The 25,656-nt window shown below is 40.2% G+C and carries 18 protein-coding genes; 5 read left to right on the plus strand and 13 right to left on the minus strand.

The genetic code is table 11. The features are described from left to right. Positions 1 to 238: 238 nt before the first annotated feature. The gene (locus MXE38_RS02245; protein WP_246910713.1) at positions 239 to 769 is read left to right on the plus strand and encodes a rhodanese-like domain-containing protein; all 531 of its coding nucleotides are present in this window, start codon (positions 239 to 241) and stop codon (positions 767 to 769) included. Positions 770 to 817: 48 nt separating this feature from the next. Here the strand turns inward: MXE38_RS02245 and MXE38_RS02250 are convergent, their stop codons facing one another. From MXE38_RS02250 to MXE38_RS02270, 5 genes are all read right to left on the minus strand, one after another. After that, positions 818 to 3,205, minus strand: a complete 2,388-nt coding sequence (locus MXE38_RS02250; protein WP_246910715.1) for a HAMP domain-containing sensor histidine kinase — start codon at positions 3,203 to 3,205, stop codon at positions 818 to 820. Positions 3,206 to 3,312: 107 nt separating this feature from the next. Further along, a complete protein-coding gene (locus MXE38_RS02255; RefSeq protein WP_246910717.1) occupies positions 3,313 to 4,035 on the minus strand; it encodes a response regulator transcription factor in 723 nt (240 codons plus the stop codon). Between the two features lie 100 nt (positions 4,036 to 4,135). Further along, entirely contained in the window at positions 4,136 to 4,729 is a 594-nt protein-coding gene (locus MXE38_RS02260) for a YqiA/YcfP family alpha/beta fold hydrolase (protein ID WP_246910719.1), read from the minus strand. Between the two features lie 110 nt (positions 4,730 to 4,839). Next, the gene (gene cpdA, locus MXE38_RS02265; RefSeq protein ID WP_246910721.1) at positions 4,840 to 5,664 is read right to left on the minus strand and encodes a 3',5'-cyclic-AMP phosphodiesterase; all 825 of its coding nucleotides are present in this window, start codon (positions 5,662 to 5,664) and stop codon (positions 4,840 to 4,842) included. Positions 5,665 to 6,048: 384 nt separating this feature from the next. Then, positions 6,049 to 6,702 carry an NUDIX domain-containing protein gene (locus MXE38_RS02270; protein WP_246910724.1) on the minus strand — a complete coding sequence of 218 codons (654 nt, stop codon included), beginning with the start codon at positions 6,700 to 6,702 and terminating at the stop codon, positions 6,049 to 6,051. A 462-nt stretch (positions 6,703 to 7,164) separates the two neighbouring features. Between MXE38_RS02270 and MXE38_RS02275 the strand changes: the two genes are divergently transcribed. Then, a complete protein-coding gene (locus tag MXE38_RS02275) occupies positions 7,165 to 8,511 on the plus strand; it encodes an amidohydrolase family protein (RefSeq protein WP_246910726.1) in 1,347 nt (448 codons plus the stop codon). A 219-nt stretch (positions 8,512 to 8,730) separates the two neighbouring features. Here MXE38_RS02275 and trpS read toward each other — a convergent pair whose 3' ends face one another. The 6 genes from trpS to MXE38_RS02305 form a co-directional block, all read right to left on the minus strand. Then, positions 8,731 to 9,732, minus strand: a complete 1,002-nt coding sequence (gene trpS, locus MXE38_RS02280) for a tryptophan--tRNA ligase (RefSeq protein WP_246910728.1) — start codon at positions 9,730 to 9,732, stop codon at positions 8,731 to 8,733. 242 nt (positions 9,733 to 9,974) lie between these two features. Continuing rightward, positions 9,975 to 10,676 (minus strand): phosphoglycolate phosphatase, encoded by a 702-nt coding sequence (locus tag MXE38_RS02285; protein WP_246910730.1) that lies wholly within the window; start codon positions 10,674 to 10,676, stop codon positions 9,975 to 9,977. Between the two features lie 306 nt (positions 10,677 to 10,982). After that, complete coding sequence (gene rpe, locus MXE38_RS02290) at positions 10,983 to 11,651, minus strand: ribulose-phosphate 3-epimerase (protein ID WP_246910732.1); 669 nt, start codon at positions 11,649 to 11,651, stop codon at positions 10,983 to 10,985. Positions 11,652 to 11,936: 285 nt separating this feature from the next. Beyond that, entirely contained in the window at positions 11,937 to 13,898 is a 1,962-nt protein-coding gene (locus tag MXE38_RS02295; RefSeq protein ID WP_246910734.1) for an AAA family ATPase, read from the minus strand. Between the two features lie 234 nt (positions 13,899 to 14,132). Continuing rightward, a complete protein-coding gene (aroB, locus tag MXE38_RS02300) occupies positions 14,133 to 15,218 on the minus strand; it encodes a 3-dehydroquinate synthase (RefSeq protein WP_246910736.1) in 1,086 nt (361 codons plus the stop codon). A gap of 29 nt (positions 15,219 to 15,247) precedes the next feature. Then, the gene (locus MXE38_RS02305) at positions 15,248 to 15,811 is read right to left on the minus strand and encodes a shikimate kinase (RefSeq protein ID WP_246910737.1); all 564 of its coding nucleotides are present in this window, start codon (positions 15,809 to 15,811) and stop codon (positions 15,248 to 15,250) included. A 281-nt stretch (positions 15,812 to 16,092) separates the two neighbouring features. Between MXE38_RS02305 and MXE38_RS02310 the strand changes: the two genes are divergently transcribed. The 3 genes from MXE38_RS02310 (at position 16,093) to MXE38_RS02320 (ending at position 21,353) form a co-directional block, all read left to right on the plus strand. Then, positions 16,093 to 18,993 (plus strand): transglycosylase domain-containing protein, encoded by a 2,901-nt coding sequence (locus tag MXE38_RS02310; RefSeq protein WP_246910740.1) that lies wholly within the window; start codon positions 16,093 to 16,095, stop codon positions 18,991 to 18,993. A 98-nt stretch (positions 18,994 to 19,091) separates the two neighbouring features. Further along, entirely contained in the window at positions 19,092 to 19,856 is a 765-nt protein-coding gene (locus MXE38_RS02315; RefSeq protein WP_246910743.1) for a glycosyltransferase, read from the plus strand. 291 nt (positions 19,857 to 20,147) lie between these two features. Further along, a complete protein-coding gene (locus tag MXE38_RS02320; protein WP_246910746.1) occupies positions 20,148 to 21,353 on the plus strand; it encodes an MFS transporter in 1,206 nt (401 codons plus the stop codon). A 217-nt stretch (positions 21,354 to 21,570) separates the two neighbouring features. Here the strand turns inward: MXE38_RS02320 and MXE38_RS02325 are convergent, their stop codons facing one another. Beyond that, positions 21,571 to 22,617 (minus strand): GDP-mannose 4,6-dehydratase, encoded by a 1,047-nt coding sequence (locus tag MXE38_RS02325; RefSeq protein WP_246910748.1) that lies wholly within the window; start codon positions 22,615 to 22,617, stop codon positions 21,571 to 21,573. Positions 22,618 to 22,650: 33 nt separating this feature from the next. Continuing rightward, positions 22,651 to 25,644 (minus strand): hypothetical protein, encoded by a 2,994-nt coding sequence (locus tag MXE38_RS02330; RefSeq protein WP_246910750.1) that lies wholly within the window; start codon positions 25,642 to 25,644, stop codon positions 22,651 to 22,653. Positions 25,645 to 25,656 lie beyond the last annotated feature (12 nt).

Genomic DNA, 25,656 nt, shown 5'->3' on the forward strand with positions numbered 1-25,656 from the left:
AAGAAATTATTATCATTTTATGGTTGCAATACAATTTTTTGATAATTGTCTAGACTTTTTTTCAATTATTTGTGAGAAAAAGATGCAATTTCTTTCAATTTAAGTTAAAATTTTTATTACTTTATATCTATGACTTTCGCGATTAAATTAGATGCAAACATCTTCATTTCACATATTCAAGATGTTTTAAAACAAATAGACATTAGGGTCTAGTTCTATTGTAGGTGTTGTAATCATTATGTTTTCTACTTTACTGAAAGGCTCTTCTAAGAGCTTAATCTCTGGCTTTGCCTTAGGTGCTGCCGTTTTATTTACTTCTTTTAACGCATCTGCTGCCACTGCTACCGACAATTCACTTGAGAACTTCAAGTATTGTGAAGGCGGCACTAAAATTGACCAAGAAACAGCTCGTAAATTAATTCAGAACCATGGCGCTGTTGTTATCGATGTTCGTAGCCCAGAAGAGTACGCTAAAGGCCATCTTAAGGATGCCTATTTAATCAGCTTCACTTTAGATCAATTGGCTAAGCAAAATTTAGCTGAACATGAATTACTCAAATTATTAAAAGAAAAGAACACCCCAGTATTGGTATATTGCCATGCAGGTAAGCGTGCTACTTTCTTTATGAAGGCTATGGTTAGAGATGGCTATACTCATATTATGAACATGGGTGGTATTGAGGACTGGAAGTACGAGACCACTTTAGATGAGCCAACCAAGAGCTTTGCTGAGGCTATCAAGGAAGTACCTCACTGCTGCAATAAATAATATGTAATTTACAAAAAAATAGGAGCCTAAGAGCTCCTATTTTTTTGCTTAAGATAACAAGCGATTAGTAGTCGCTACTGTATTTTGCTTATCTAACGAAGTCATAGTAACGCAAGCTATTAATCCATGCGGAGAGGCATTACTAAACTCAAGATTAGCATTAATACTTTCACAGCTGGCTTTAACAATAGCTAAGCCTAAGCCCGTTCCTTGAATCTCACTACGATCACTACCTACACGATAGAATGGCTCTAAAATGTGCTTGAGGCATTCCTCTGGAATGCCAGGGCCATCATCTTGCACAATCAACTGTAAGCGACCGTCATCCAACATCTTAGCCATTAAATCAATGCGACCGCCATCAGGGGTGTACTTAATAGCATTGGATAAGAGGTTAGACATAATTCTTAGTAATCTCATTCTGTCTGAGACTATATTAAAGCGAACATTACCCTCTACACCTAAGTCGATATCCTTACGATCTGCTAATACTCCTTGCTCATCAATAAGCTTGGTATATAAGTCGAAAATATCAATATTTTCTAACATAATATCATTACGATTTTGCTCACGAGCTAAAGTTAGTAATGAGGTCATTAATTGGCGCTCACGAGAAATACCATCTTTTAAGCGCTCAACCTTTAAACGTGCTGAACTTGATAGCTCTTCTTTTTCTAAAGACTCAGCCTGTAAAGATAAAGCTGTAAGCGGCGTTCTCATCTCGTGCGCAGCATCGGCAATAAAGCGGCGCTTGGAGTGAATACCCTCATCAACTTTAGAGAATAATTTATTGAGCGCTAAAATAAAGCCGTCAAGCTCCGATGGCACAAAGCCTACGTGATTTTCAGGAATAACAGGGCTTAAATCATCCTCACTACGCTTATACAATGACTTGGCAATCTTATTTAAATTAGCAAACATCCATCTTACGGAAATCATTAAGAGTGGAATAAAGAGCAATATAATGCCTACAAATTGCCATACTGCTGAAATAAAAGCCTGATGGGTAATGCTGTCAATAGAGTTTAAAGGACGAGCCACCACAAAGCGCTGACCATTAGTATTGGTAGACACAAAGGCTCTTACTCGTTGATCTGCCACCATTACAGTATAAAAGCCATCAGCTACTCCAGGTGGAATATATAAGGCATCACCAGGACGACCAAACAAAGGAGCAATAATAATGTCGTACTTAAACTTATGAATATCAACAATAGAAGGAGTTAGCGGCTGACCATTGGCGCTTACCTCTTTGCTATTATCTTGATTTTGAGCAGCGCTAGCGCCTGTACCAGATCTTGCGCCTGCACCAGCTCTAGGCCCAATGCCATTACGCATGCCATGTCCAGGCCCCATATGTTGTTCAGGTCTTGGCCCTGCTAGTGCTCCTTCATTACTTGCATTCTCATTTTCAAAACCATAGGTTAAAACTAAGCGGCCATTGATACTTTGTACTCTAAAGATCCTGCCGTGATTATTTCTTGGAGCTTCCCAGCGACGAGGCAAAATCATTTTGTAATTAATAGCCACCAAAGAGATCTGAGACAGCTCTTCATCTACGAATTCTCTTGTAGTGTTATAAATCTTTACATAGGTTAAAGCGCACATAGAGGCAGTAGTGATCAAGCCTACGATAAAGAACAGCATAACAATACGAAATTGTAGTGATCTCATTAGCTCATGGCGGCGATTACGCCTTTTAAATAAGCGCCAACGACTTTTACCCTTGCGAGCTAATTCATCAACCACATTAGCGCCCCTGTCCTCTTTAGCCTCGCTTTTATTGGTTTTAGCGCTAGAACTTTGACCGTCCATATCGCTCTTACTACCATCTTTGCCACTATCAGAGTTATTAGCCTCTAAAGTTTCTGCGCCCGCACTAGCACCAGCGCTAGCGCCTGCGATAGCGTTAGCACTGGCGCAAGTATCTGCGCCCGCACCAGAACTCTCTTTTGTCACTGTGCTATCTTGATTAAGCGTGCTGGCAGTTACTTCTATCTTAGAATCTGACTCAGAGCGGGCGCTAGTAGCGCTAGAGATAGAAACTGAGGTAGAAGTAGCATCTGGGGTGCTATCTTGAGCTTTGGTAGGAGCCTGGGATGGGGATGTAGCTTTAGCCGTAGCTGGGGCTGAGGCTGGAGCTTGGATTTTAGCAGCCTCTGGGTTTTCACGCTCAAATCTTTTGGCAAACTCACGCTCCATCTCCTCCTCAGTCATTTGGGAATAAGGATGGTTAGATGGTGCTTGGTTATCTTGAGCAGGAGCTGGCGCTTGCGCTTGCGCTGGCGCTTGCTCTTGTGGCTCTTGAGTAGGATTAGCAACATTAGAATTAGGTAGCTTATCTTGCTGCTTTAAGTCAGCTACCATATTAGGGGCAAGATCATTGGTATTATGATCTTGGTGATCAAGGGAGGAACTATTCTTACTATCAGCCATATACCAATCACCTTATAAGCACAAAATAATAAGCAGCATGGCTTCTTGAAAGTGATTTAAGAGCTAGTAGTGCTGCATAGCTTAATTTAACCTTTAATAGTAAATCATTACTCTAAGGTCTTATCCTCACTGTTAGCGGCTGCGGCAGCAGAGTCAACCTTATTAACTTTCCAGCCTACTCCACGAATATTCTTAATGTACTCAGAGCCAATCTTACGACGTAAGGTGTAAATAATGTACTCTACGGCGTTGGAGTCAATATCATCATCCCAGCCATAAATACGGCGCTCTAAAGCATCACGTGATAACACTGCTCCTGGACGGGCCATTAAAGCCTCAAATAAAGCAAACTCACGACCAGTTAAGACCACCACATTTTCTTGACCTTGTGCGTCTTTAATGCGTACTTCATGGTTAATTGGATTTAAGCATAAATCGCCATAGGTGATAGAGCCATCAGCAGCTGCACTTTCACGTCTTCTAGTAACAGCACGAATACGGGCTAATAACTCTGCCATTTCAAAAGGCTTAACCACGTAATCATCAGCGCCCTTATCCAAACCTAAGACACGATCTCCCAAGTCATCACGAGCAGTTAGAATAATCACAGGCTTTCTAAGCTGGCTTCTACGCCAATGCTCTAAGACCTTAATACCGTCAACCTTAGGTAAACCTAAATCCAATAAGCAGCAGTCATACTCGGTAGAGAAAGGAGCATCTAAAGCATCTTGGCCATTTTTTACCCAGTCAACAGCATAAGCTGCGTCAGCTAAATTATCAGCTACTGACTGTCCAATCATTTCATCGTCTTCAACTAATAATATACGCATGTCTATTTTTCCTTGATCAGCTTAGAAAGAATCGATATCTAATTTGTATCATGAATAGCTTAGCTAAACCTTAGAACTACTATTAAGCAAATAGCATATTCTAAAGAGGCTGAGTAATGAAATCCATAATACTTGGGATTAATGCCTTAAAGTTATGACTAAAAGCATGATCCTCACCTGGTACGACCAAAATGTCACAATTGGCATAAAAGACTAATGATTTACGGTAATCTAAGACCTCATCTTGAGTGCCTAAATAAACTTGCATAAATTCGTCTCTTACTACCATGTTGTGATCTTGCTCAGTCATAAAATCAAGCATCTTTTGATCAACTTCAAAATGGCAATCAGTATTAGAGTTATATTGAGGACCTGACAGGTGCACAAAATAATCTTGAGGATGAACACAAGGGTTCAACAACACGCTTTTACAACGATAACGAGCACACAATAAGCTTACATAAAAGCCACCTAAGGAACTACCAATTAAAGCAATACTCTCTTGAGGGTTCTTACTTACAAAGTCATCTATCTTAGAGATAATTTGGCCAAAACCAATTTGTGGAATATCACTAAATGACAAGGCTTCAAACACCAAATGCTCATCAGATAAGCCCTTAATATATTGATCAAGCAAAGTGGCTTTCATAGCATTAGGGCCAGACAAAAAACCGTGAATGTAAAAAATGTGCATGATTACTCCCTCATTGTGAGACCTGAAACATCACATCTTATTATGCGCCAATTACGTCCACTTATAAAAAAAGCCCTACTAAATTTAGTAGAGCTTTTTTTAAAAAACTTTTAATAACCACCTACTCCAGTATCAGGAATAAATCTACCCGACGGCAGACGGAACACTTGAGTATCAATGCCACCTGAGCGATCAAATCTTAAATATCGCCACCCAGGGCCTTGCATATCAAGAGCAAAGTCATGAGAAAAAGGCTCAAACTGTATGGAGGTAGATGGGGTAGCAATATATCGTACTCCATTGAAAAACTGATCATATTCTTGGTGAACATGGCCGCTTAACACGAGTTTGATATTGGAAAAGTTGCTAATAAAGCTATTGAACTCATCGCTATTATGCATGGTTTGGGTATCAAGCCAACTACTATTTACCAATTGAGGTAAATGGTGCACTAGCACTACTGTGTTTAAGTGCGGATAGAGTTCGCATTGCTTCTTTAAAAAAGCTAATTGATCACGCTCCACCCATCCGTGAGGAACGCTATAAACTTCTGAGTTTAAAAAAACAAAGTGCCAATTGCCACAAACTAATGAACGCTCGGTATGTACCCCAAAATCACCTAAAATGCGGTACATCAAAGGGCCATCATCATGATTGCCTGGAACAAAGAATACTGGTTTTTGCAAAGTAGCAATATATTGAGCAAAACGTTGATAGGAGCTTACAGAGTAATCCTGGCTGATATCGCCTGTTACTACTACAAAATCAAAATGGATATCTTGATTGATAATAGACTCTAACACAGCGGTAAATGAATCTGCTGTACGTACCCCTAATAATGTTCCTGACTCCTCAGCAAATAAGTGAGAGTCAGTAAGCTGCAAAACACTTATCTGCTCCTCATCACTTGTTAACTGCAAATTAAACGTAGTCATTAAAAAAACACCATTAAAAAACGGTACCTAATACCGATTGAACATGATTAAGTACAAAATAAAGAGAGTCTACTATTGCCTGTACGCAATAAAGTCAGCCTATCTTACTTAAGATTTAGATAAAGAAAAGCTACATTGTTAACAGATTGCAAATAAGACTAGTATTTTTTGTTTTAAATTTGCAATTGGTCACAAATTAACATACGCAGTAATGAATTTTGCTAATGCTTTAGCTCCAAGCATACTAATATACTAGCACACAACCTATCTGTAAAACTAATTTTAGCGGCTCTAAATGGCTAGCCATCAAGTGTTTGTAACATTTGCATAAAAAAAGCTAAGACTGCTAAGCCTTAGCTTTTTGTAAAAATAGCTCGTTAAAAATTAGCTATTTTGCTTTAAAAATGAATTACGGATCTCGTCATAATAAATTTGTAAGTGCTGTAAGGTCATTAAAGCAGCAGCATTACAAATACGACCATTGCGACAATATTCAAAAGCTACTTTAGCTGGCATCTTAAAGATACGAATATCCTCTTCTTCGGCCTCTAAACCACCATGACTTAGAATATGGTCAGCCCTGATCTTACCAATGTATAAAGAGACACGCTCGGAACAACCACCTGGGCTTGGATATACAGCATTGATATAGTGAAGATCCTCAGGCTTAATAACAATACCTGACTCTTCTTGTAGCTCACGAACGGCAGCCTCAAGCTCACTCTCGTCTACATCAATCATACCTGCAACTACTTCTACCAACCATGGAGAAACAGGGTCTTTTAACGCTCCAGGACGAAATTGCTCGATTAATACTACTTCTTCGCTTACAGGGTCAAAAGGCAAAATAGCCACAGCATCAGTACTACGCTCAAAAATCTCACGATCTAAAATACGAGTAGTATTGCCATTAAATTTTTTATAAGAAACTCGATAGAGATCTACAGCAAAGTGCTTTTCAAATAAGCGATTTTTCTCGTGAATAACCACATCTCTAATAGTAAAACGTGGTGCAATCAATTCTTCATATCTATCCATGGAACATCCTAAAAGACACTAATACCATAAAGAAAAACAATATCTTGCTATATCTAGTATAGATAAGCCCAGCTCATTATCAAGAGCTATAGCTAAAGAATAGTTAATAAGCATGGATATCTTTCATCAACTTATACTTAGACCAAGAATATTTCCAAGCTAAATACAAGCATCATGAGCTAACTATTCAGTATGATCAATAATTAACTATTTAGCTAGCTAAATTTACTAGCTTTTGCTTATTTAGGTCATAATTGCCACAACTATCACTAATCTTTAATTTTTCTACGTCTAAAACTACAATCTCTTATGTATTCTTGGTAATGCTACAATAATAGCCTCTAAGGAGGCGTAATTGCCATCTGAATTAGTTTGGTGCACAACAAGACATAGGACAAATATCCCAGGTCAGTTTAACAGTGCTGTATAGGCTAAAAAGTCCATTAAGGAGATTTTTTTATTATGTCCAAAATTGTTTTAAAAAACGCAACAGTAATGACTGATAGCGGCTTTAAACAAACTCAAGTACTAATTGATGGCCCTTATATTGCCAAAATAGATCCTAATATCAATGATAGTGCTCAAGTTGAAATTGATTGTAGCGGCAAATTAGTTTTACCTGGTCTTATCGATGCCCACGTTCACTTTAGACAGCCAGGCATGGAGCACAAAGCCACTATCAAGACCGAGTCAGCAGCTGCGGCCTTAGGTGGTGTTACCTCCTTTATGGACATGCCAAACACCTCCCCTGCTACTACCACTATTGAGGCCTTACACAATAAGCAAGCTCTTGCTAGCAACGATAGCTATGTTAACTATGGCTTTTATTTAGGTGCTAGTGAGCATAATCTTGAGGAGGTTAAAAGAGTAGATCCTCATGAAATTGCTGGTATTAAGATTTATATGGGCTCTACTACTGGCAACTTGCTCTTAGATGATGACAATGCCCTCTTTAAGATGTTTGAAGCTGCCCCAACTTTAGTGGCTACTCACTGTGAGGATAACGGCATTATTAACGCCAATACAGCATTAGCTAAAGAAATGTATGGCGATAAGATTCCTTTTGAAATGCACCACATTATTCGTAATCGTGACTGCTGTGTTAAGTCCTCTTTATTAGCCATTGAGGCTGCTAAAGCCACTAATAAGCGCCTACATATTATGCACCTAAGCTCACAAGAGGAAGTTGAGTTACTTAGTCAATATGCTCAAGGCGACATTCACAATCGTCAAATCTCAGCTGAGGTTTGTATTCCTCATCTGTTCTTTAATGATACTGACTATCCACGATTAAAGGGCTTTTTAAAGTGTAATCCTGCCGTTAAGTTTGAACGTGATCGTCGTGCCTTAATCCAAGGTCTACGCAAAGGCATAATTACTACTATTGGCACCGACCATGCCCCTCATGAGCTCGCAGTAAAGCAGAGCGAAAATTACTTGAATGTAGCCTCTGGCTTACCTTCTGTGCAATTTAGTTTAAATGTTATTTTTGAACTCTTTAAACGTAAAGAGCTCAGCCTTGAAGAAGGTATCAAAGCAGCTACTATTAATGTTGCTGAGCGTTTTGGTATTGAAAAGCGTGGCCTTATCAAAGAAGGTTACTTTGCTGACATTGCTATTATTGATCCACGTGAGCGCTACACTGTACATCAAGATGATATTGCCTCTTTATGCAAGTGGTCACCAATGCTCAATCAATCCTTTAGCTGTAAGGTAACCCACACTATTGCCTCAGGCAACTTAGTGGTAGCTGATAGCAAGCTATGCTCCGATAGCGGCAACGCCATGGCCCTACGCTTCAACCCATAGCCCCAGGCTCTGGCCAGGGCCAAAGCTCTGGCCAGGGCCAAAGCTCTGGCCAGGGCCAGGCCCTGCCCTTGGCTCTGCCGCTGCCTAAGGGCAGCAGCTTGAGCTGAGCCTTGGCCAAGCCAAGCCAAGCTGAGCCAAGGCTCAGCTAAGCCATGAAAAAAAGCTCTAGCAAAATTAATTGCTAGAGCTTTTTTTGGTGAAAAGTTTGACTATTAAAGCTTAGTAAACTACGTAGCCAATCTTCTTGTAAACATCATCTAAGGTCTTTTGAGCACGCTCTTTGGCTCGCTCTGCGCCCTTATTGAATACTTCCTTAATAAAGGCCTCATCAGAGCGAATTTCCTTATAGCGCTGCTGAATAGGCTCTAACATAGCCACTACAGCCTCACCAACTTCACTCTTGAAGTTGCCATACATAGAGCCTCTAAAGTGCTCTACTAATTCAGGAATTTCTCTGTGAGTAGCAGCTGACATTAACTCTAAGAGGTTAGATACGCCTGGCTTTTTATCCCAGTCATAAGCTACTACTGGTGGATCATCACTATCAGTAACAGCGCTCTTAATTTTCTTTAAGATAGACTTTGGCTCTTCTAAAATTCTAATGACATTCTTTGGATTATCATCAGACTTAGACATTTTCTTAGTAGGCTCTTGCAATGACATAACGCGACCACCAGCCTTTGGAATAATACCAGTTGGCATGGTAAAGGTTGGGCCATAAATATTATTAAAGCGCTCAGCTACGTCACGGCATAACTCAATATGCTGACGCTGGTCGTCACCTACTGGAACCTTGTTAGCTTGATATAAGAGAATATCAGCAGCCATTAATACAGGATAGTTAAATAGGCCAGCAGTAATATTGCTAGCATAACGCTGAGCTTTATCTTTATATTGAGTCATGCGATTAAGCTCACCTACCTGGGTATAGCAGTTTAATACCCAACCTAATTCGCAGTGAGCAGGTACATGAGACTGTAAGAAAATAGTGGACTTATTAGGATCAATACCACAAGCTAAGAAAATAGCTAAGGTGTTTAAAGTATTGTCACGTAAAGTCTTTGGATCTTGACGTACAGTAATAGCGTGCTGATCTACTACACAGTAAAGACACTCAGCTTCATCTTGCATTGGCACCCAATTACGTAAGGAGCCAATGTAGTTTCCAATTGAAAGTTCTCCTGAAGGCTGAATGCCTGAAAAAATAATATCTTTAGCCATTGAAGGTTCCTATGACTCTCCTGTTTGCTTTATCAAGCATAATCAAGGAGGGCTCACTTAAATAATGGTGTTGTTTCTCTACTAGATCACAGACACAGGACTAATGCCACATGGCATATGCCATAAGGCTGATGCCTTAAAGTCAAAGTTAGTAGAACAAGATATCCTATCATTATTCATGAGTTTTAGCTGATAAATTTGTAAGGCAACTCTAATTTGGGCTAGCAAACTACGCTTATCTATTAATTATTTGGCAAAGAGTTAATCAGCTCAGTTAGCTCACCAAAGCTATCAAACAAATAATCGGCCTTACAGCAGGTGCGAACATCATAACCACCGTCATAGCCATAGGTGAATACTACAGTTGGCATATGGGCATTTTGACCTGCCTTAACATCATTAATAGAATCACCTACCATTAAAGCTTGCTCTGGTGCTACACCAAGCTGCTCACAGACATGTAATAAAGGAGCAGGATCAGGCTTTCTCTTATCTAAGACCTCACCACCTAAAATACAGCCCATATACTTATCAAGGCCCATGTGAGCTAATAAAGGCACAGCAAAAACATGAGGTTTATTGGTTACTACAGCTAATTTAATGCCCTGATTATAAAAAGACTCAATACCCTCTTTAACACCTGGGTACACTTCAAAGTTTTTATCTAAACCTTGAGTATAGTACTTGGCAAATAACTCACGAGCCTTAGTTAACTGCTCAGGCTTAATGTCATTTAGGCTAATATCGTGACGACCCAGAATGACACGGCCTAATAGCATGGCAACACCATTACCAACATAATTACTCATGCTCTCTAATGAAGGAGGCTCAATACCCATTTCTTTAGCCACTTCACTAGCAGCAATGCTAAGTTGAGGTAAGGTATGAGCTAAAGTACCATCAAGATCAAACAATATGGCTTTTGGCTTAGTTAATAAAGACATCTTTACAGCTCCTCAAAGGCAAGATTATCTAATCTAAAGATTATCACATATCATCCTAGCAAGTACTAAGTTAATACCTCCTCTCCAAGTTTTTATTACTCAGCTCTTTTAGCCCATAGCGCAGCCCACTATGCGCATAGCGCACAGGGCGCTTTGGGAGCTGTGCGTAGGCGGCATGCGCTGCACGCTGTGCGCCTTACGCACTGCGCACTGCGCTATGTGCTTTGCGCTTTGGTAAGCTGAGGCGCTGATAGAAAAAAGGCCCAGTGAATACTGAGCCTTGGTGATTAAACTAAATATAAGTAATTACTTAAGAGCAGCATGGAGCTCATCTAAAGCCACTTTATAGTCTGGCTTATTAAAGAGAGCTGAGCCTACTACAAAGATTTCAGCGCCCGCATCAGCACAAGCACGTACTGTGTTAGGAGCTACACCGCCATCAACTTCAATAGTGATCTCTTTGCCACATTCTTTAGCTAAAGCCTTAACATCAGCAATCTTTTGCATCATAGCAGGAATGAGCTTTTGACCGCCAAAACCAGGGTTTACAGTCATAATGAGAACGAAATCTAAGCGATCCCATAAGTACTTAAGGCAGCCAATATCAGTGCCAGGATTTAATACCAAGCCTGCTTTTGCACCTAACTCACGAATAAAGGACAAATATCTATCCACGTGAGGGGTAGCCTCAGGGTGGAAAGAAATCATAGAAGCGCCAGCTTTTGCATAATCACTTAAGATCTTTTCATTAATTGGATCGACCATGAGGTGCACATCTAAAATAGCCTCAGGGAAACGACCACGAATAGCTTTTAAAAGATCTGGTCCAAAAGTTAGATTTTGTACAAAGTGATAGTCCATCACATCAAAGTGAATAATATCTACTTTGGCATCTAAGGCCTTTTGAAGATCGTTACCTAAATCTAAAAGGTCAGCGGCTAAAATAGAGCCTGCAAATAAGTGCTTGTTATCCATAATAAAGAAAATTGTCTTTTAACCACATTAATATGGGTTGGGCGGATAGAAAAAACAGAATAAGAACGTATCAGCTCTTAATCATGTTAGATACAGGGCAAATACCCTAATTCTCTTTACAGAGAATTAAATTTTGTGAGCACACTATACTATTTTTGAACCCGATATTAGGAACATAAATAGGATAGTATGCCTAATATAAACAAAGCCCTACACCAAATTTAAATTAAACTCCTTAAGTTTGATGCAGGGCTTTGATTTTTTCTGGTCTAAAGCAATTAAGACTTATTGTCTAATTTCAGCCTTAGCGTCAGCAACACGCTTGGCAAAAGGAGTAGCTCCTTGAGACACTGAGCGTGGAATATTACGCGCAGCAGCGCTAGCTTCCTCACGGGAGGCATAATCACCAGCCATGAGAATATACCAAGGCTTACCATTACGGACACTAGGAACAATCCAATAGCGACCAGTTAAACCACGGGCAGCAGCAGATACATTAGCACGATTGGATCCAGAAACAATCTGAATAGTAAAACGATTGTTACTTAAAGCCTTTAACTGTGCAATATCAGCTTCAAAGCCATTACCAGCTGCCTGAGGCTGAGCCTGGGCTTGGGCAGCAGCGGCAGCAGCTGCAGCGGCAGCGGCAGCCTTGGCTTGTCTTTGCTCTTCGGCAAGACTAATTACCTGACCTGCCTTTAAAGGCTGACGAGCAGGAGTTGGGGCTACAGCGGGCGCTTTAACAGCCTCCTCCTTCTTTACAGGAGCTTTGTCTTGCTTATTAGCAGCAGTTTGCTTGGCATTTTGTTCAGATTGTAAAGCATTCTTACGAGCTTGCTCACGATCTTGATTTATCTTATTAATTGCAGCTTGCTCTAAAGCAGTACGATCTTTGGCACTTACCTGAGGTGCAGGGGCAGGTGCCTTGGCCTGAGTCTGAGCTTGGGCCAGCTTATCTAGCTCGTTGGCACTTTCCTTTAGCTTGTTGGCTAACACCTGGTTTTGATCTACAGGAGGCACCGCTGGAGCAGCAATTAAAGTATGCTCAGTAGGAACATCAATAGCAGTGGTGGCCTGATTGTTGTTCTTATTTACATGGTTAAAATTATCACCACGACGCAATACAGGAATTTGCTGCTGATTAGCGTTTAGAGATCCTCCCATTCCCCTGGGATAAGCAGAGCCATTGGCTCCGCCTTCTATTTTCTCAAGCTCTTTGCCAGATAAGGTTACAGAGTGCTCAGTTTGTGGAGCACTAGTTTGAGCGTCAATGCCATTAGGAACGTTTTGAGGTAATAAACCCTCATCCATAGCAAAGTCTTTATTAAAGTCCTGAGAACCCTTGTCAAAAACTAAAGCATCTTCATTGGCTACCTGAGACTGCACAGAGCTAGTTTTGTTGGTATCCTCTGAGGAGAAGAAACTACTACCTAAGAAAATAGGGATCAAGCAGGCTAGTACGATAATAATACATACTATGGTTACAAAAATACCCACAGAACCGCTCTTTTTGCCTGACTTTGGCATAGAGACTTTGCCGTTTTTACGCACCTTTTCATTGCTAACTTGAGGTGCGGTAGGATCCTTCATAAGTTTCTCCGTAATTGCAATAATTTGGCTAATATTACCTTTAGCTGAAGCTAAGGCTTCTGGTAATTTGTTAGAAATGGCATTGTAAATACGCATAGTGTTTTGCAAAGCAAACATATGGCGAGATAACACCATAGCCTCTTTAATAGTTAAAGCAGGCATTTGCATAGCACTAATATCAGCCTTACCTGTATAGTGACTTAACTTTTCCTCAGCCCATAAAGGATGGCACACTAAGACAAAAGCAAAGCGAGCTTGCCCTAAAAATTGCTCATGCAAGGCCACAAGCTCATTGTAAAAAGCGCTAACTACGCTATCAACATCATCTACTACCACGAGAATTTTGTGGTTGTAAGGAATGTGAGCTTTTAATAAAGCGTCAGGTAAATTTAAATCAGTATCAAAAGAACTATTAGGGATAAGCTGTTGTAAAAAAAGCTCTCTTAATCTTTGTAATTGCATGTCTTTATGACATGGAATAAAGATGGCCCTCATCTTAGAGTCAGTTTCGTTAACGATCTGCTCGCAAATTACAGTACGACCTGAGCCACTATCGCCTGATAAAAGAATAAAGCTCTCGTGATCAATAACATTTTGCACTATCTCGTGACAAAAACGTTTTTGGCTTTCTAAAGAGGCTAATGCTTCTATGTCCATAATCAACCTGCCTTAAGCTAATATTGACAAAGCATGTTGCTTAATTGCAGTATCCTCCTTTAATCCATCTTAACAGGCTAAAGTCTAATCCTGCACAACATTTAGAAATTATGCTAAGTAAAATTCATGAGCAATTTTAGCCTAATAAGGCCTTTTATTAAAGTTAAGTTTCTTTTAATTAAAAAAGCCCATTTTGTTGCCAAAATGAGCTCTTAAGATTAAAGATAACAACATTTAATCTTGTGTATTTTTAAGCTCGTCAATGAGATTGCTAATATCTTGATCGCTACAATCATTAAATACTGCGCTTTTACCAATACTCTCTGGCAATACATAATTAATCTTACCGAGCTTAACCTTCTTATCATGGCGCATATGACTAATAAAATCAGCTCCAGTTAACTCTTTAGGAATAGCATAAGGTAAGTTATAGTAAGGAAGAATGTTCTTGATTCTATTATATTGCTCTAAACTTAGGCCTTTATTGGTCTTAGCTGCTACATAAGCTGCCACCACCATACCAACAGCTACAGCTTCACCATGTAAATAAACACCAAAGCCCATTCCTACCTCAATAGCATGACCAAAAGTATGGCCATAATTGAGTAGTGCTCTCATGCCCTTTTCTTTTTCATCTTGAGAGACCACATAAGCTTTCCACTCACAGCAACGCTTAACTACATAAGCTAAATCAAGCTTGGCTGTGCCTTGGGCTTGCTCTAAGTAGGTAAAGAACTCCTCATCTAAGATCACGCCATATTTAATAACTTCTGCCATACCCGCTGCAATTTCACGCTCTGGCAAAGTCTTTAAAAAATCTAAATCAGCAATTACGATCTTTGGTTGATAGAAAGCACCAATCATATTTTTACCCATTGGGTGATTGATAGCTGTTTTACCACCTACAGATGAATCGACCATAGCTAATAAGGTAGTAGGAATTTGCACAAAAGCCACGCCTCTTTGATAAGAGCTAGCTGCAAAACCAGTAATATCACCTACTACACCACCACCTAAAGCTACTAAGCAACAATCACGACCAAAACCATCCTCGAGCAAGGCAGTCATGATTTGCATATAGCTCTCAACAGTCTTATAGCACTCGCCGTCTTTTAAAATACAGCTTTTTACTTTAAAACCTTGATTAGTTAAAGATGCCATTAAAGGCTCAAGGTATAAAGGAGCAATAGTTTCATTGCTAACTATGAGTAAGTCCTTAGTTTTAGGTAATGCCTCTTTCATTAGCTCAGCTATAGGCAAATTATTACCAATTAAAATGTCATAAGAATTGTCACCCAAAGCAATATGAACCTTGTCCATACTAATAAGCTCCTAATAAAAGTTTAATTCTAATTTTTCTTAAAAGGCTCTAAGACCTCTAGTGCCTGATTAACAATACTTTCTTTATCATTATTAGTATCAATAATGGATAAAGCAATTTCTCTAAATTGAGGATCACGCACGGAAAATAAATCACTAAGTCTGGTCTTAATATCACTTACATGAATCATAGGGCGATTAGTATCGTCCTTAACTCTGTCATATTGGTGCTCAACATCTAAATACAAATATAAACACAGACTATGCTCTTTGATAAGTTCTCTATTATCAGCTCTTTGGGCTATGCCACCACCGCCAGCAATCACTAAAGGCATGGTGTCTGGCTTTTTAATGTGCTCATAGGAGCTATTAGGATTTAATAAGCTAGCTAAACACTCATGCTCTAGCTGTCTAAAATGGGCCTCACCATATTTGGCAAAAATATCAGGAATAGACATTTTAGCCTGCTCAATAATATAGTCATCATGATCTAAAAATGAACCAGATAAGCTTTGAGCTAATAATTTGCCTATGGTAGTTTTTCCTGCTCCCATGGGGCCTACTAAGAAAATCGGTTTAGTAAAAGTACTCATCTTTAAATTTAAAGCTACCTTTTAAGAAAATGCTTGATCATTACTCCCCATATCATCGCAAGAGCATGCCTTACTAAGCAAGCGATAAGAAAGTAATGCTTTAATACTTTAGCTGTAGCACAAGCATTTGCTCAACTACAGACATTTTTGCACTAGTACAGAGCAGCTAAAAGTACTAATAATTTTTGAGGCAAGTAATTTGCTTTAGTGTTGTTTGGGCATTAATGGCTTATTTTTGTTAAAATTACAAGCTTACAAAAAGTTTTGCAAGGAGCACAGTAGTGTTATTTAAGGCTATGAAGCTGGCTAAGCTAGCGTTTTGGGCAGGAATATTTTGCGCTGCCGCCTCAGGTGGTGTAATTGCATCTGCTTATTACTCTACTTTAGAGGAGCTTCCAGACGTTGATGAGCTTAAGCATGTAAGCTTTGAAACACCAATGAAGATCTATACTAATGATGGTAAGTTGATCGGAGAATTTGGTGAGCATAAGCGCATCCCTGTAAGCATTGAAGATATTCCTTTAAGAATGCAACAGGCTTTCTTAGCCATTGAAGACTCACGCTTTTATGAGCACTCTGGCATTGATCCTATTGGCATTTTACGTGCTGTGGTAGTAGCCGCCACCTCAGGTGGTGCCTCTCAAGGTGCATCTACTATTACCCAGCAGGTAGCCCGTAATTTCTTCTTAACTCGTGATAAGACTTTAGAGCGTAAGATTAAAGAAGTTTTTATTGCCTGGCGTATTGAACAAGTATTATCCAAAGACGAAATTTTGGAATTGTACTTAAATAAAATCGCTCTTGGCCATCGCTCCTATGGTGTAGTAGCCGCTGCTCAAACCTATTATGGCAAAACTTTAGAAGAACTAAGTTTAGCTGAAATTGCTACTATTGCTGGTTTACCAAAAGCTCCATCTACACTTAACCCAATTACCAGCCCTCAAAGAGCAAAAGATCGCCGTCACTTAGTGTTGCAGCGTATGTTGACCTTAGGATATATCACTCCTGAGGAGTTTGATCTGGCTGATAGTGCCCCATCTCGTGCTTTTTTCCACTCTGCACCGCTTGAGGCTTATGCCCCTTACGTAGCTGAAGAGGCACGTCAGGCTGTAATTGCTAAATATGGCGAAGATGCTTATATCAAGGGCTTAAAGGTCTATACCACAGTAGACTCTCAGTACCAACAATACGCTCATGATGCTATCTTTGAGAATCTTACTGCCTACGACGTACGTCACGGCTATCGCGGCCCTCTACTTAATATTTTTGATAGTACCCGTGGCCTAAGAGGATCAGCTAAGCTTGCTACCGAGAAAAATGGTGCCCATGCTAACGCCAACAATGGTGTGATTATGGCTAAGAGGGCTGAGCTTGCTGAGCAATACGAAGCTCAAGGTATTAAATATGACTACCAAACCTTGGTATCAGAGGTAGATAAGCTAAACTTATTAGCCGCCCAAATTGCTAAAGTAGAGCAAGATTTTAATAATGAAAAGGCCTTAGATCTCATTAGAAAAGAGAATAAGTACCAAAGCATTGATCCTGCCTTAGTAGTTAGTGTGGACGATGAAAACAAGCAAGCTATTGTCTTACTTCCTAATGGTGAGCAAAAAGCTCTTACTTGGGATGGTATGTCTTGGGCACGTGCCTTTAAGACTGATCGCAGTCAAGGTAATGATCCAAAATATCCTAGCGAGTTCTTACAAGCTGGCGACTTAATCTTTACTTATGTAAAACAAGTAGAGCCAAAGAAGAAAGCTAAAAATAATGAACCTCAAGTAACTGAGGTGCTAACCCTAACCCAAATTCCTGATGTAGAAAGTGCCTTGATCTCATTAGATCCAAAGTCTGGTGCTGTTCGTGCTATGGCTGGCGGTTTTGACTTTGAAAAGAGCAAATTCAACCGTACTACTCAGCTATTACGTCAAACAGGCTCCAGCTTTAAGCCTTTTATCTACTCATCAGCTATTGCTTATGGCATTGCGCTCAATTCAGTTATTCCTGATGAGCCAATCAAAACTTGGGACGTGGGTTCTAGAACCTGGTGGCAACCTCGTAACTCACCAAATCGATTCGATGGCTTAATGACTCTTCGTGAGGGCTTAGCTAAGTCTAAGAACTCTATTGCTATTCGTACCATTCGCCATGTAGGTGTAGAAAACGCAGTTGAACACTTACGTAAGTTTAATATCTTAGTACCAAAATTCCAGCAAAGTGAAGCTATGGCCCTAGGCTCTGTTGAGGTAACACCTCTCCAGTTGGCTACTGCTTATTCAGCTTTTGCCAATGGCGGTTATAAGATCACTCCATATTTGATTGAGAAAATTGAAATGGAGAATGGTGAAGTTCTATACCAAGCTCATCCTAAGATAGCTGATCACTCATTGCCTGATAATATTGCTAACGCTATTGATTTACGATATGCAGGCAACTATAAGCCAGATGCTCGTGATCGCACCTTAGCACGCTTTGTAAATAATAAGAATGAGACTAACTATCCAAACCTCAATTTGGACTCTTATGATGAGACTAACATTACCATTGGTGATGATATGCCTAAGCGTCCTGTTAAGGATCATTTAGAGAATATAGCCTTACCATCAAGTGCCAAACTCTCTATGGCAGCTCTGTCAGACTTGGATAGCTTAGCAAGTCCTAATAGTAACTACCCACATCCACCACAGATCTTAAGTCATACTCATGCTTACTTAATTTCATCATTAATGCATTCTAATGTTTATGGTGGTGAGGGCTTAAACGGTCGTTATTGGGGTACTGGTGCCAAGGCTGCGGCCTTGACTGGACGTGATGATCTCCACGCCAAGACAGGTACTACTAATAATGTTCATGATGCTTGGTTCTCTGGCTATAATGGCAATTTAGTAGTAACCACCTGGGTTGGTTTTGACAATGATCGTGATTTAGGTTATACCAGAGGTCGTGGTTCTGAAAGTGGTGGCGTAACTGCCCTACCTATTTTCTCGTCTTTCTTTAAGAAAGCACAAGAGGGCGTAGAGTCTGCTCAAATTCCAAGACCACGTGGCTTAAGCTGGACAACTAATCGTGAAATTACTGAACCTGCTATTCCAGGCATGATAGTAATTGATGATGGCTCAAGCGCCCAAAGCATTAAGAATACAGGTATTGATAGTTCCGATGTAAACTCAGGCGATATTTTCTAATTTTTTTATACTTCAAACATACCAAGGCTCTCCTTTTAGGGGGGCCTTCTTATTTTTATACAAGCAGCCTCCTCAAGAAGCTCACAAGGTCAACTAACATGAACAATCTAGATCTTAAAGAACAATATGACCTAACAGTAGTAATCCCTGTTTTTAATGAGGAAGAAAGCCTAGAACGTCTGTGCGCAGCCCTACTTGATTATCAAGGCAAGAGCCTAGTTAAGGTCTGCTATTTGTTTGTTAATGACGGCTCATCAGATAACTCTTTGAACCTAATTAAAGACTTCTGTTCTAATCATGAGGGCTTTTACTATCTATCTTTACAAGCTCGTTGCGGACTAACTGGAGCCTTAAAAGCTGGCTTTCACAGCTCTAGCACTACCTGGACAGGATATATTGATGCTGATTTACAGACCTTTCCAGAGGACTTTAATCTCTTATTAGAGAAAAAAGACCAAGGTGATTTGATCTGTGGTATTAGAGCCAAGCGCCAAGACACTTGGTCAAAGAAAATTCAGTCAAAATTAGCCAACAAAATTCGTAATGCCATCACTCACGATGGTTTTACTGATACCAACTGCCCTCTTAAAATTATTAAAACCGATCTAGCTCAAGCCCTACCGCTCTTTTCTGGCATGCATCGCTTTTTACCAGCTTTAACCCTACTCTATGGTAGAAAAGTAGTTGCTATACCTGTTCGTCACCAAGAGCGCAAACAAGGCACCTCCAAATTTAATTTCTTTAATCGAGCCTTTTCAGGGGCCTTTGACCTCATTGCCTTTATCTGGATGCGCAAGCGCTACATAAGACCAACCATAGGCCAAAACAACCTCAACCTCCCACAATCCCACCACATCGACTAGCCCCAAGCCCAATCCCCAAAGCCCAAGGCTCCCGCCCTTGGGCCTTGGGCCTTGGCCATGGGCCATGGGCCAAGAGGCCTTGGCCAAAGCGCAGCCTGCGCTTAGCTGATCATCTTTCAAGACTATTAATATTACTTACTGACATTTTGGTATTAATAGCGCTGCTCTTTATGCCTAAAAAAGCTATAAAAGTGTAATTTTATGGCTGAAAGTACCACAAAAGTGGCTAGCACCCTATGATAGAATTTTTACTAACCTTTTTTGTTTGGTGTTTGCTTTTAGGTTGTATTTATGTCTATCAATCCAGTGCATAAAAAGCTCATTCTCTCTAATCGTATCGCCTTTTTAATTGCGGGCTTTGCAATTGCGGCATGGGCTCCAATGATTCCTTTTGTCAAAGAGCGTTTTGCTCTTGATGAACATTCCTTGGGCTTATTATTGCTTTGTGTTGGTATCGGCTCTTTTGTATCCATGCCAACATCTGGATATTTTAGCTCTCGCTTTGGCTGTAAGATTCCTATTTATGGTGCCACCATCTTAATATCGCTCTGCCTAATTGCTATTCCTTTTATTAATAATCTCTATTTAATGGCGCTAGTGCTGTTCTTAATGGGCATCAATGCGGTATTAATCGACGTGGTGTCTAATATTAATGGTGCTTTGGTTGAACAATATACTAAGCTCAACATTATGTCAGGCTTGCATGGCTTGTATAGCGTAGGAGGCTTTTTAGGCTCATTAAGTGTTACCTTCTTATTGAGCGCAAACTTTCCTTTTATTTACAGTGGCATTTATGCAGCAGTAATCCTTATTGCCTGCTTAGTATTAGGCGGCAGTAATCTGTTTAACACTGTGCACTTACCACAAGATAATGACCAGGAGAGTGCTACAAAAGAGCCAACTCAAGCTCAAAGCAAGTGGAGCTACTACACCAATCCTACTGTTATTTTGATTGGCCTGATGTGTTTTATTATGTTTATGACTGAGGGCTCTATGCTTGACTGGTCAGGCGTGTTTTTACGTACTGAGCACGGCATCAGTCTTGAGCATGCAGGTTATGGCTATGCTGCCTTTGCCATTACTATGACTATTTTCCGCTTAACTGGAGATAAGATAGTAAGTGCTTTTGGACGTGGCCGTATTATTGTTTTAGGTACTTTATGTATTGTGCTGGGCTTTGTAGTGGCTGTGGTAATTCCTCACTACTTAGCAGCATTTGCAGGCTTTGCTTTAATTGGCGTGGGAGCCAGTAACGTAGTTCCTCAATTAGTATCCATCACAGCACGTATTAAAGAGGTTCCTACCCATATTTCGGTAACAATTGTAAATACCATTGGCTTTACAGGTATTTTAGTGGGCCCTGCTCTAATTGGCTTCTTAGCTCACGCCATTACCTTACCTTACACCTATTTGGTACAGGCTTTAGGCGTACTGTTTGTCACCATAATGAGTGTTATTTTGATTAAGAGCCTAAAAAAGAACAACCACGAGCACTAAAGGCCCACTCTGGCCGAAGCCCAATGCGCTCTTCGGACCATTCCCCCCATTCACCATAAGCTCTAGCCAAGCCAGGCTTGGCCAAGCCCGACTTGGCTTAGCTAGACCTGGTCAGGTCTTGCCTGCTGAAGGCTAGCAGCTGTCAAAACCACCTAAAACTAAGGACCAGCCACCTGCCAAAGGCAGGGCATTGCCCTGCCCTTGGCTGGGCCGTTCGTTAGTTGCGGTAGTAGTCTTGATACCACTTATAAAATTCTTTTAAACCATCTTCTAATTTAGTTTCTGGCTTAAAGTTAAAATACTTTTGTAACTTAGAGACATCGGCATAAGTTTGATCAACATCGCCCAGCTGCTTAGGCTCTAACACAATATTGGCCTTAATGTTAGTGACCTTTTCAATAGCTTTAACAAAATCGAATAACTCGACAGGATCGCTATTACCTATATTAAAGACATCAAAAGGCACAGCAGCATGATCGTGAATCGATGGGCTATTAATAATGCTTAAAATACCTTTAATAATATCGTCTACATAAGTGTAGTCACGGCGCTGTTTGCCCTCATTAAAAATATGGAGCTCTTTACCCTCAATAATACGCTTAGTAAAGATAAAAGGAGCCATATCAGGGCGACCATAAGGGCCATAAACAGTAAAGAAGCGCAAGCCAATGGTATCAATTTTAAATAAGGAGGCATAAGTATAAGCCAAGGTCTCATCCATTTTTTTAGTAGCAGCGTAAACTGATACTTGGTTGAGATCGGTATTATCCTCACTAAAAGGCACCTTGGTGCAATCACCATAAACAGAGGAAGAGCTAGCAAATAGCAAGCGAGGCTTAATCTTATTATTGTTTACATAAAGGTTCTTAATGGCATTAAGGACATTGAAAAAGCCATTAACATTAGAGGCTAAATATTGCTCAGGAATGGCAGTTGATAAGCGCACTCCAGCTAAGGCTGCTAAGTTAACAATAACCTCAAACTCGCCATTTTCAATTAACCTACCAATCCCCACATCGTCAGTTAAATCCATGCGATAGAAAGTAAAGTTATTGCAAGTTAAAGCCTGATCGCTACTTAAGCTCTGTGCTATGTGACTATCAATATTAAGACCTAAATTTCTCAGTCTTGATATTTTCAACGAACTCTCATAGGTAATAGAGCTAAGATTATCTATACCCACTACTTGATGATTAAGAGCAACCAAAGCTTTACATAAGTGCATGCCAATAAAGCCTGCTGCTCCAGTAACAAGGATCTTCATATTATTATTTTGCCCATTAACACCTACTAAAGCTTATGAACCAGATTTAAGCTTCAACTCTACTGGTAAGCCATCTACCTGACCATTACTAAAGTTAAAAGGTAGCTTAGCCTCTGGACTCTTAGCAGGTAATACTAAACTTTCACCTATAGTATAAGCTCCACGAGCTCTCATTTGCTCGGCTATTTGAGCATGCTCTTTAATGCCTTTACGATTGAGCACTATAGTGGCATTGTCCTCTAAGCATTTATCAAGAAGCTCAGGATCTTGGATAACCTCAATACGCTTATCATAAAACTTCATATCTAAGCCATTACGATAGCGAACCATACAAAGCTTATTAGAGGCTCCTGTATCAATAGCTTGAGTGGCTACTTTTGCATACTCTCCCATACCTAAGAAAGGATTAAGATGAGGTATTGCAAAACCCAAAATAAAAACAAAGCTTAAAGTACCTACTCCCAAAGCTGCTAAAGAGAAAATGAATAAGCGGCTTAATAAAAAGAATAAAGCAATGACGCTGGCAAAAGATAAAACACCAAAACTAATACCAATAATGGAGTTTTGTAATGCAGGCACCTTCTCATAAAAGAAAAAGTAAGCCCCAAATAAAGCTATATAAACCACTAAAGGAAGCGCAAAAGACAAGCTTAACAGCTTAGGTAATTTAGTACGCTCACCTACAGTATTAATGCCCGAGAGAAAATAGCCCTGACCTATAATTTCCACACCTTGATGCCCAGATCTATGGTATCTAAATATAGATTTATCCTGACCATCCTCTAACTCATAGTCGCTATCACTATCGCTATCTTTGCTCTCACCAGCATCTTGCTCCCTAATAGCCCCATCAGCGCCAACAGCCCCCGCCCCCACTGCGCTAGCATTGCCAGCAGCACTAGCTCCGCTTGCTCCGCTCGCTACACTCTCAGAGCCCTCTAAGCCTACTGTGCCAGCAGTGCCAGCTGCGCTAGCATTGCCAGCAGCGCTGGCTGTCTCCTCTGCGCCCACACTCTGCTCAGTGGTCTCTTGGGTATTATTGTGATGCTGAGGTTCATTAGCACCTACCAAATCCCAAGGCTTTACGCCCTGACGCTCAGATAACTCCACTAGGGTAGGACTAATATTTGCTTTGGCATTAAAGACCTTAGCACTCTTTACACTTTTAGTAGCGCTAGCATCAATTTCCACCTTATGAGGCTCATTGAATACGACCATCTTTTTAGTTTTTTGATCTATGGTAGCCTCATCTTTATTTACTGCTACAGCATCGCCCTGTACTGAATCTTTTGACTCCAAGTCAGCAGCACCATCTTTAGTAGCAGTCTCATCTTGCTTGGCTGCGCTCTCACTATCATCCTGAGTATCAGCACTATGCTCGCTAAGTGAGCTTTGCTCATTAGTCTGTTCATTATTTTGATGATCCATTTGTAAAATGGACTGCAAGCGTAGCTTTACAGGGCTAATACTCTCGCCACTATCAGCATCATTTTGCTTGTCCCCTGAGGCACTAGCCTTACCTGAGCTAACTGCATCACTAGCACTGGTGCTAGCTGCGCTGGCACTGGCAGCGCTGGCGCTAGCTGAGCTAGCGCTAGCATCGCTTGGCTCGGTAGCTGGGGTGGACTGTGAGGAGTCAAGCTCAGCTTGGCTTTGATGGGTTTCCTCTGTGCTTGGGGCAATAGAGAAGCTGGCCCTACCATGGGTGGTAGAGTCGTTATCTTCTAATACTTGTATAGCCAAGGTTTCTGATTTGAGGTCACGCTCAGCCTGGGCAGCTTTTAGTTGAACCTGAATTTCATGAGCTTCGTTTTGTTCATCATTAGCTAATACTTGCTCTTGATTGGCCTTCTTATTTAAAAGAGCTTGTTCTTTTTGATTGGCTAGATCTAATTGTCTTTCTAAGGCTTCAAATAAAGGTTTGCTACGCTCAAGCTGCATAGCACGATAAGAGAGCATTACATAGTAAAAAACCATTGGTAATGCTGGCAATAAGTAAATCTCAAGCTTACTTTTAGGAATAGATAAGACCACTAAGGCCACTAACACAAAACTTAAACAAGCTTGAATCTTGATATCTAAACTTTCACGCAAATAAAGTTGGCGAGCCATAAAATAAAGAGCACATAAGCCAACAGGCAAAGTCATGACTAAAAAGATTTTAAAGAAGAAATAAAATGGCTCTTGATGAACAATACGTACGCCCTCAATAGCACCTAAGCGCTTAGCACTTTGTTCAAAGAACAAATTATTGAAATAATCAGCACCACCCTCAAGATAAACACATAAACCCCATAAAGACACTAGCAATAAGACGATGACAAAATAGTGAGGTCTTACTATCGCAAAATAACGCTTATAGTCATGGTTTAAAGCCATAAGCACCAAGATAGCTAGTAGCGGGAATAAAATACCGTAAGGGCCTTTAATAAAAACTGCTAAAAATAATAAAAAAGGAATAGACAAATTACCGTACTTAGGACGATGGTTGCCCTCTTGATGGTCTAATTCTTTTAGCAGGATATAGCGCTTCATAAGCTTTAAATAGGCAAGTAGCATGACCATGGAAAAGAGCATATCCATGCGACCTACTAAAGCCAAAACATCCATTACCAGCATGGAGCCCATGCCAAGCATAATTAACAAGCGCTCTTGATGTCTAAACTCATAAGCTAAATAGCGATCTAATAAGGAAATTAAAGCAATAAAAGGTAGTACCGAGGCTAGCAATACCAAAGGCATAGCATGAACGCCTGCTATGGCTACAGCTAGCATGCAAATCCATAAATATACAGGAGGCTTATCAGCATATGGAACTCCATTTTCATAAAAGGCAAACCAGCTGCCACGCTCTAAGGCCTCCTGAGCTATACCAAGATAGTTAAGTTCATTTAGAGCATTAAAGTCTCTTAAGAGCAATGCAGGAATAAATGCTGCAAAGATACTTAATAAAACATATAGATAAATACGATTGGAGTTCATAAGATTATGCTCAATGAAGGCAAAACTATCATAGTGTTTGCCCATTTAAAATATTTT

The sequence above is a fragment of the Anaerobiospirillum sp. NML120448 genome, from assembly GCF_023050945.1.
Classification (GTDB): Bacteria; Pseudomonadota; Gammaproteobacteria; order Enterobacterales; family Succinivibrionaceae; genus Anaerobiospirillum.

Excerpts from the sequence above, each read along its gene's own strand:
- MXE38_RS02245 (WP_246910713.1), top strand. The coding sequence starts at position 239 with ATGTTTTCTACTTTACTGAAAGGCTCTTCTAAGAGCTTAATCTCTGGC.
- MXE38_RS02250 (WP_246910715.1), bottom strand. The coding sequence starts at position 3,205 with ATGGCTGATAGTAAGAATAGTTCCTCCCTTGATCACCAAGATCATAAT.
- MXE38_RS02255 (WP_246910717.1), bottom strand. The coding sequence starts at position 4,035 with ATGCGTATATTATTAGTTGAAGACGATGAAATGATTGGACAGTCAGTA.
- MXE38_RS02260 (WP_246910719.1), bottom strand. The coding sequence starts at position 4,729 with ATGCACATTTTTTACATTCACGGTTTTTTGTCTGGCCCTAATGCTATG.
- cpdA (WP_246910721.1), bottom strand. The coding sequence starts at position 5,664 with ATGACTACGTTTAATTTGCAGTTAACAAGTGATGAGGAGCAGATAAGT.
- MXE38_RS02270 (WP_246910724.1), bottom strand. The coding sequence starts at position 6,702 with ATGGATAGATATGAAGAATTGATTGCACCACGTTTTACTATTAGAGAT.
- MXE38_RS02275 (WP_246910726.1), top strand. The coding sequence starts at position 7,165 with ATGTCCAAAATTGTTTTAAAAAACGCAACAGTAATGACTGATAGCGGC.
- trpS (WP_246910728.1), bottom strand. The coding sequence starts at position 9,732 with ATGGCTAAAGATATTATTTTTTCAGGCATTCAGCCTTCAGGAGAACTT.
- MXE38_RS02285 (WP_246910730.1), bottom strand. The coding sequence starts at position 10,676 with ATGTCTTTATTAACTAAGCCAAAAGCCATATTGTTTGATCTTGATGGT.
- rpe (WP_246910732.1), bottom strand. The coding sequence starts at position 11,651 with ATGGATAACAAGCACTTATTTGCAGGCTCTATTTTAGCCGCTGACCTT.
- MXE38_RS02295 (WP_246910734.1), bottom strand. The coding sequence starts at position 13,898 with ATGGACATAGAAGCATTAGCCTCTTTAGAAAGCCAAAAACGTTTTTGT.
- aroB (WP_246910736.1), bottom strand. The coding sequence starts at position 15,218 with ATGGACAAGGTTCATATTGCTTTGGGTGACAATTCTTATGACATTTTA.
- MXE38_RS02305 (WP_246910737.1), bottom strand. The coding sequence starts at position 15,811 with ATGAGTACTTTTACTAAACCGATTTTCTTAGTAGGCCCCATGGGAGCA.
- MXE38_RS02315 (WP_246910743.1), top strand. The coding sequence starts at position 19,092 with ATGAACAATCTAGATCTTAAAGAACAATATGACCTAACAGTAGTAATC.
- MXE38_RS02320 (WP_246910746.1), top strand. The coding sequence starts at position 20,148 with ATGTCTATCAATCCAGTGCATAAAAAGCTCATTCTCTCTAATCGTATC.
- MXE38_RS02325 (WP_246910748.1), bottom strand. The coding sequence starts at position 22,617 with ATGAAGATCCTTGTTACTGGAGCAGCAGGCTTTATTGGCATGCACTTA.
- MXE38_RS02330 (WP_246910750.1), bottom strand. The coding sequence starts at position 25,644 with ATGGGCAAACACTATGATAGTTTTGCCTTCATTGAGCATAATCTTATG.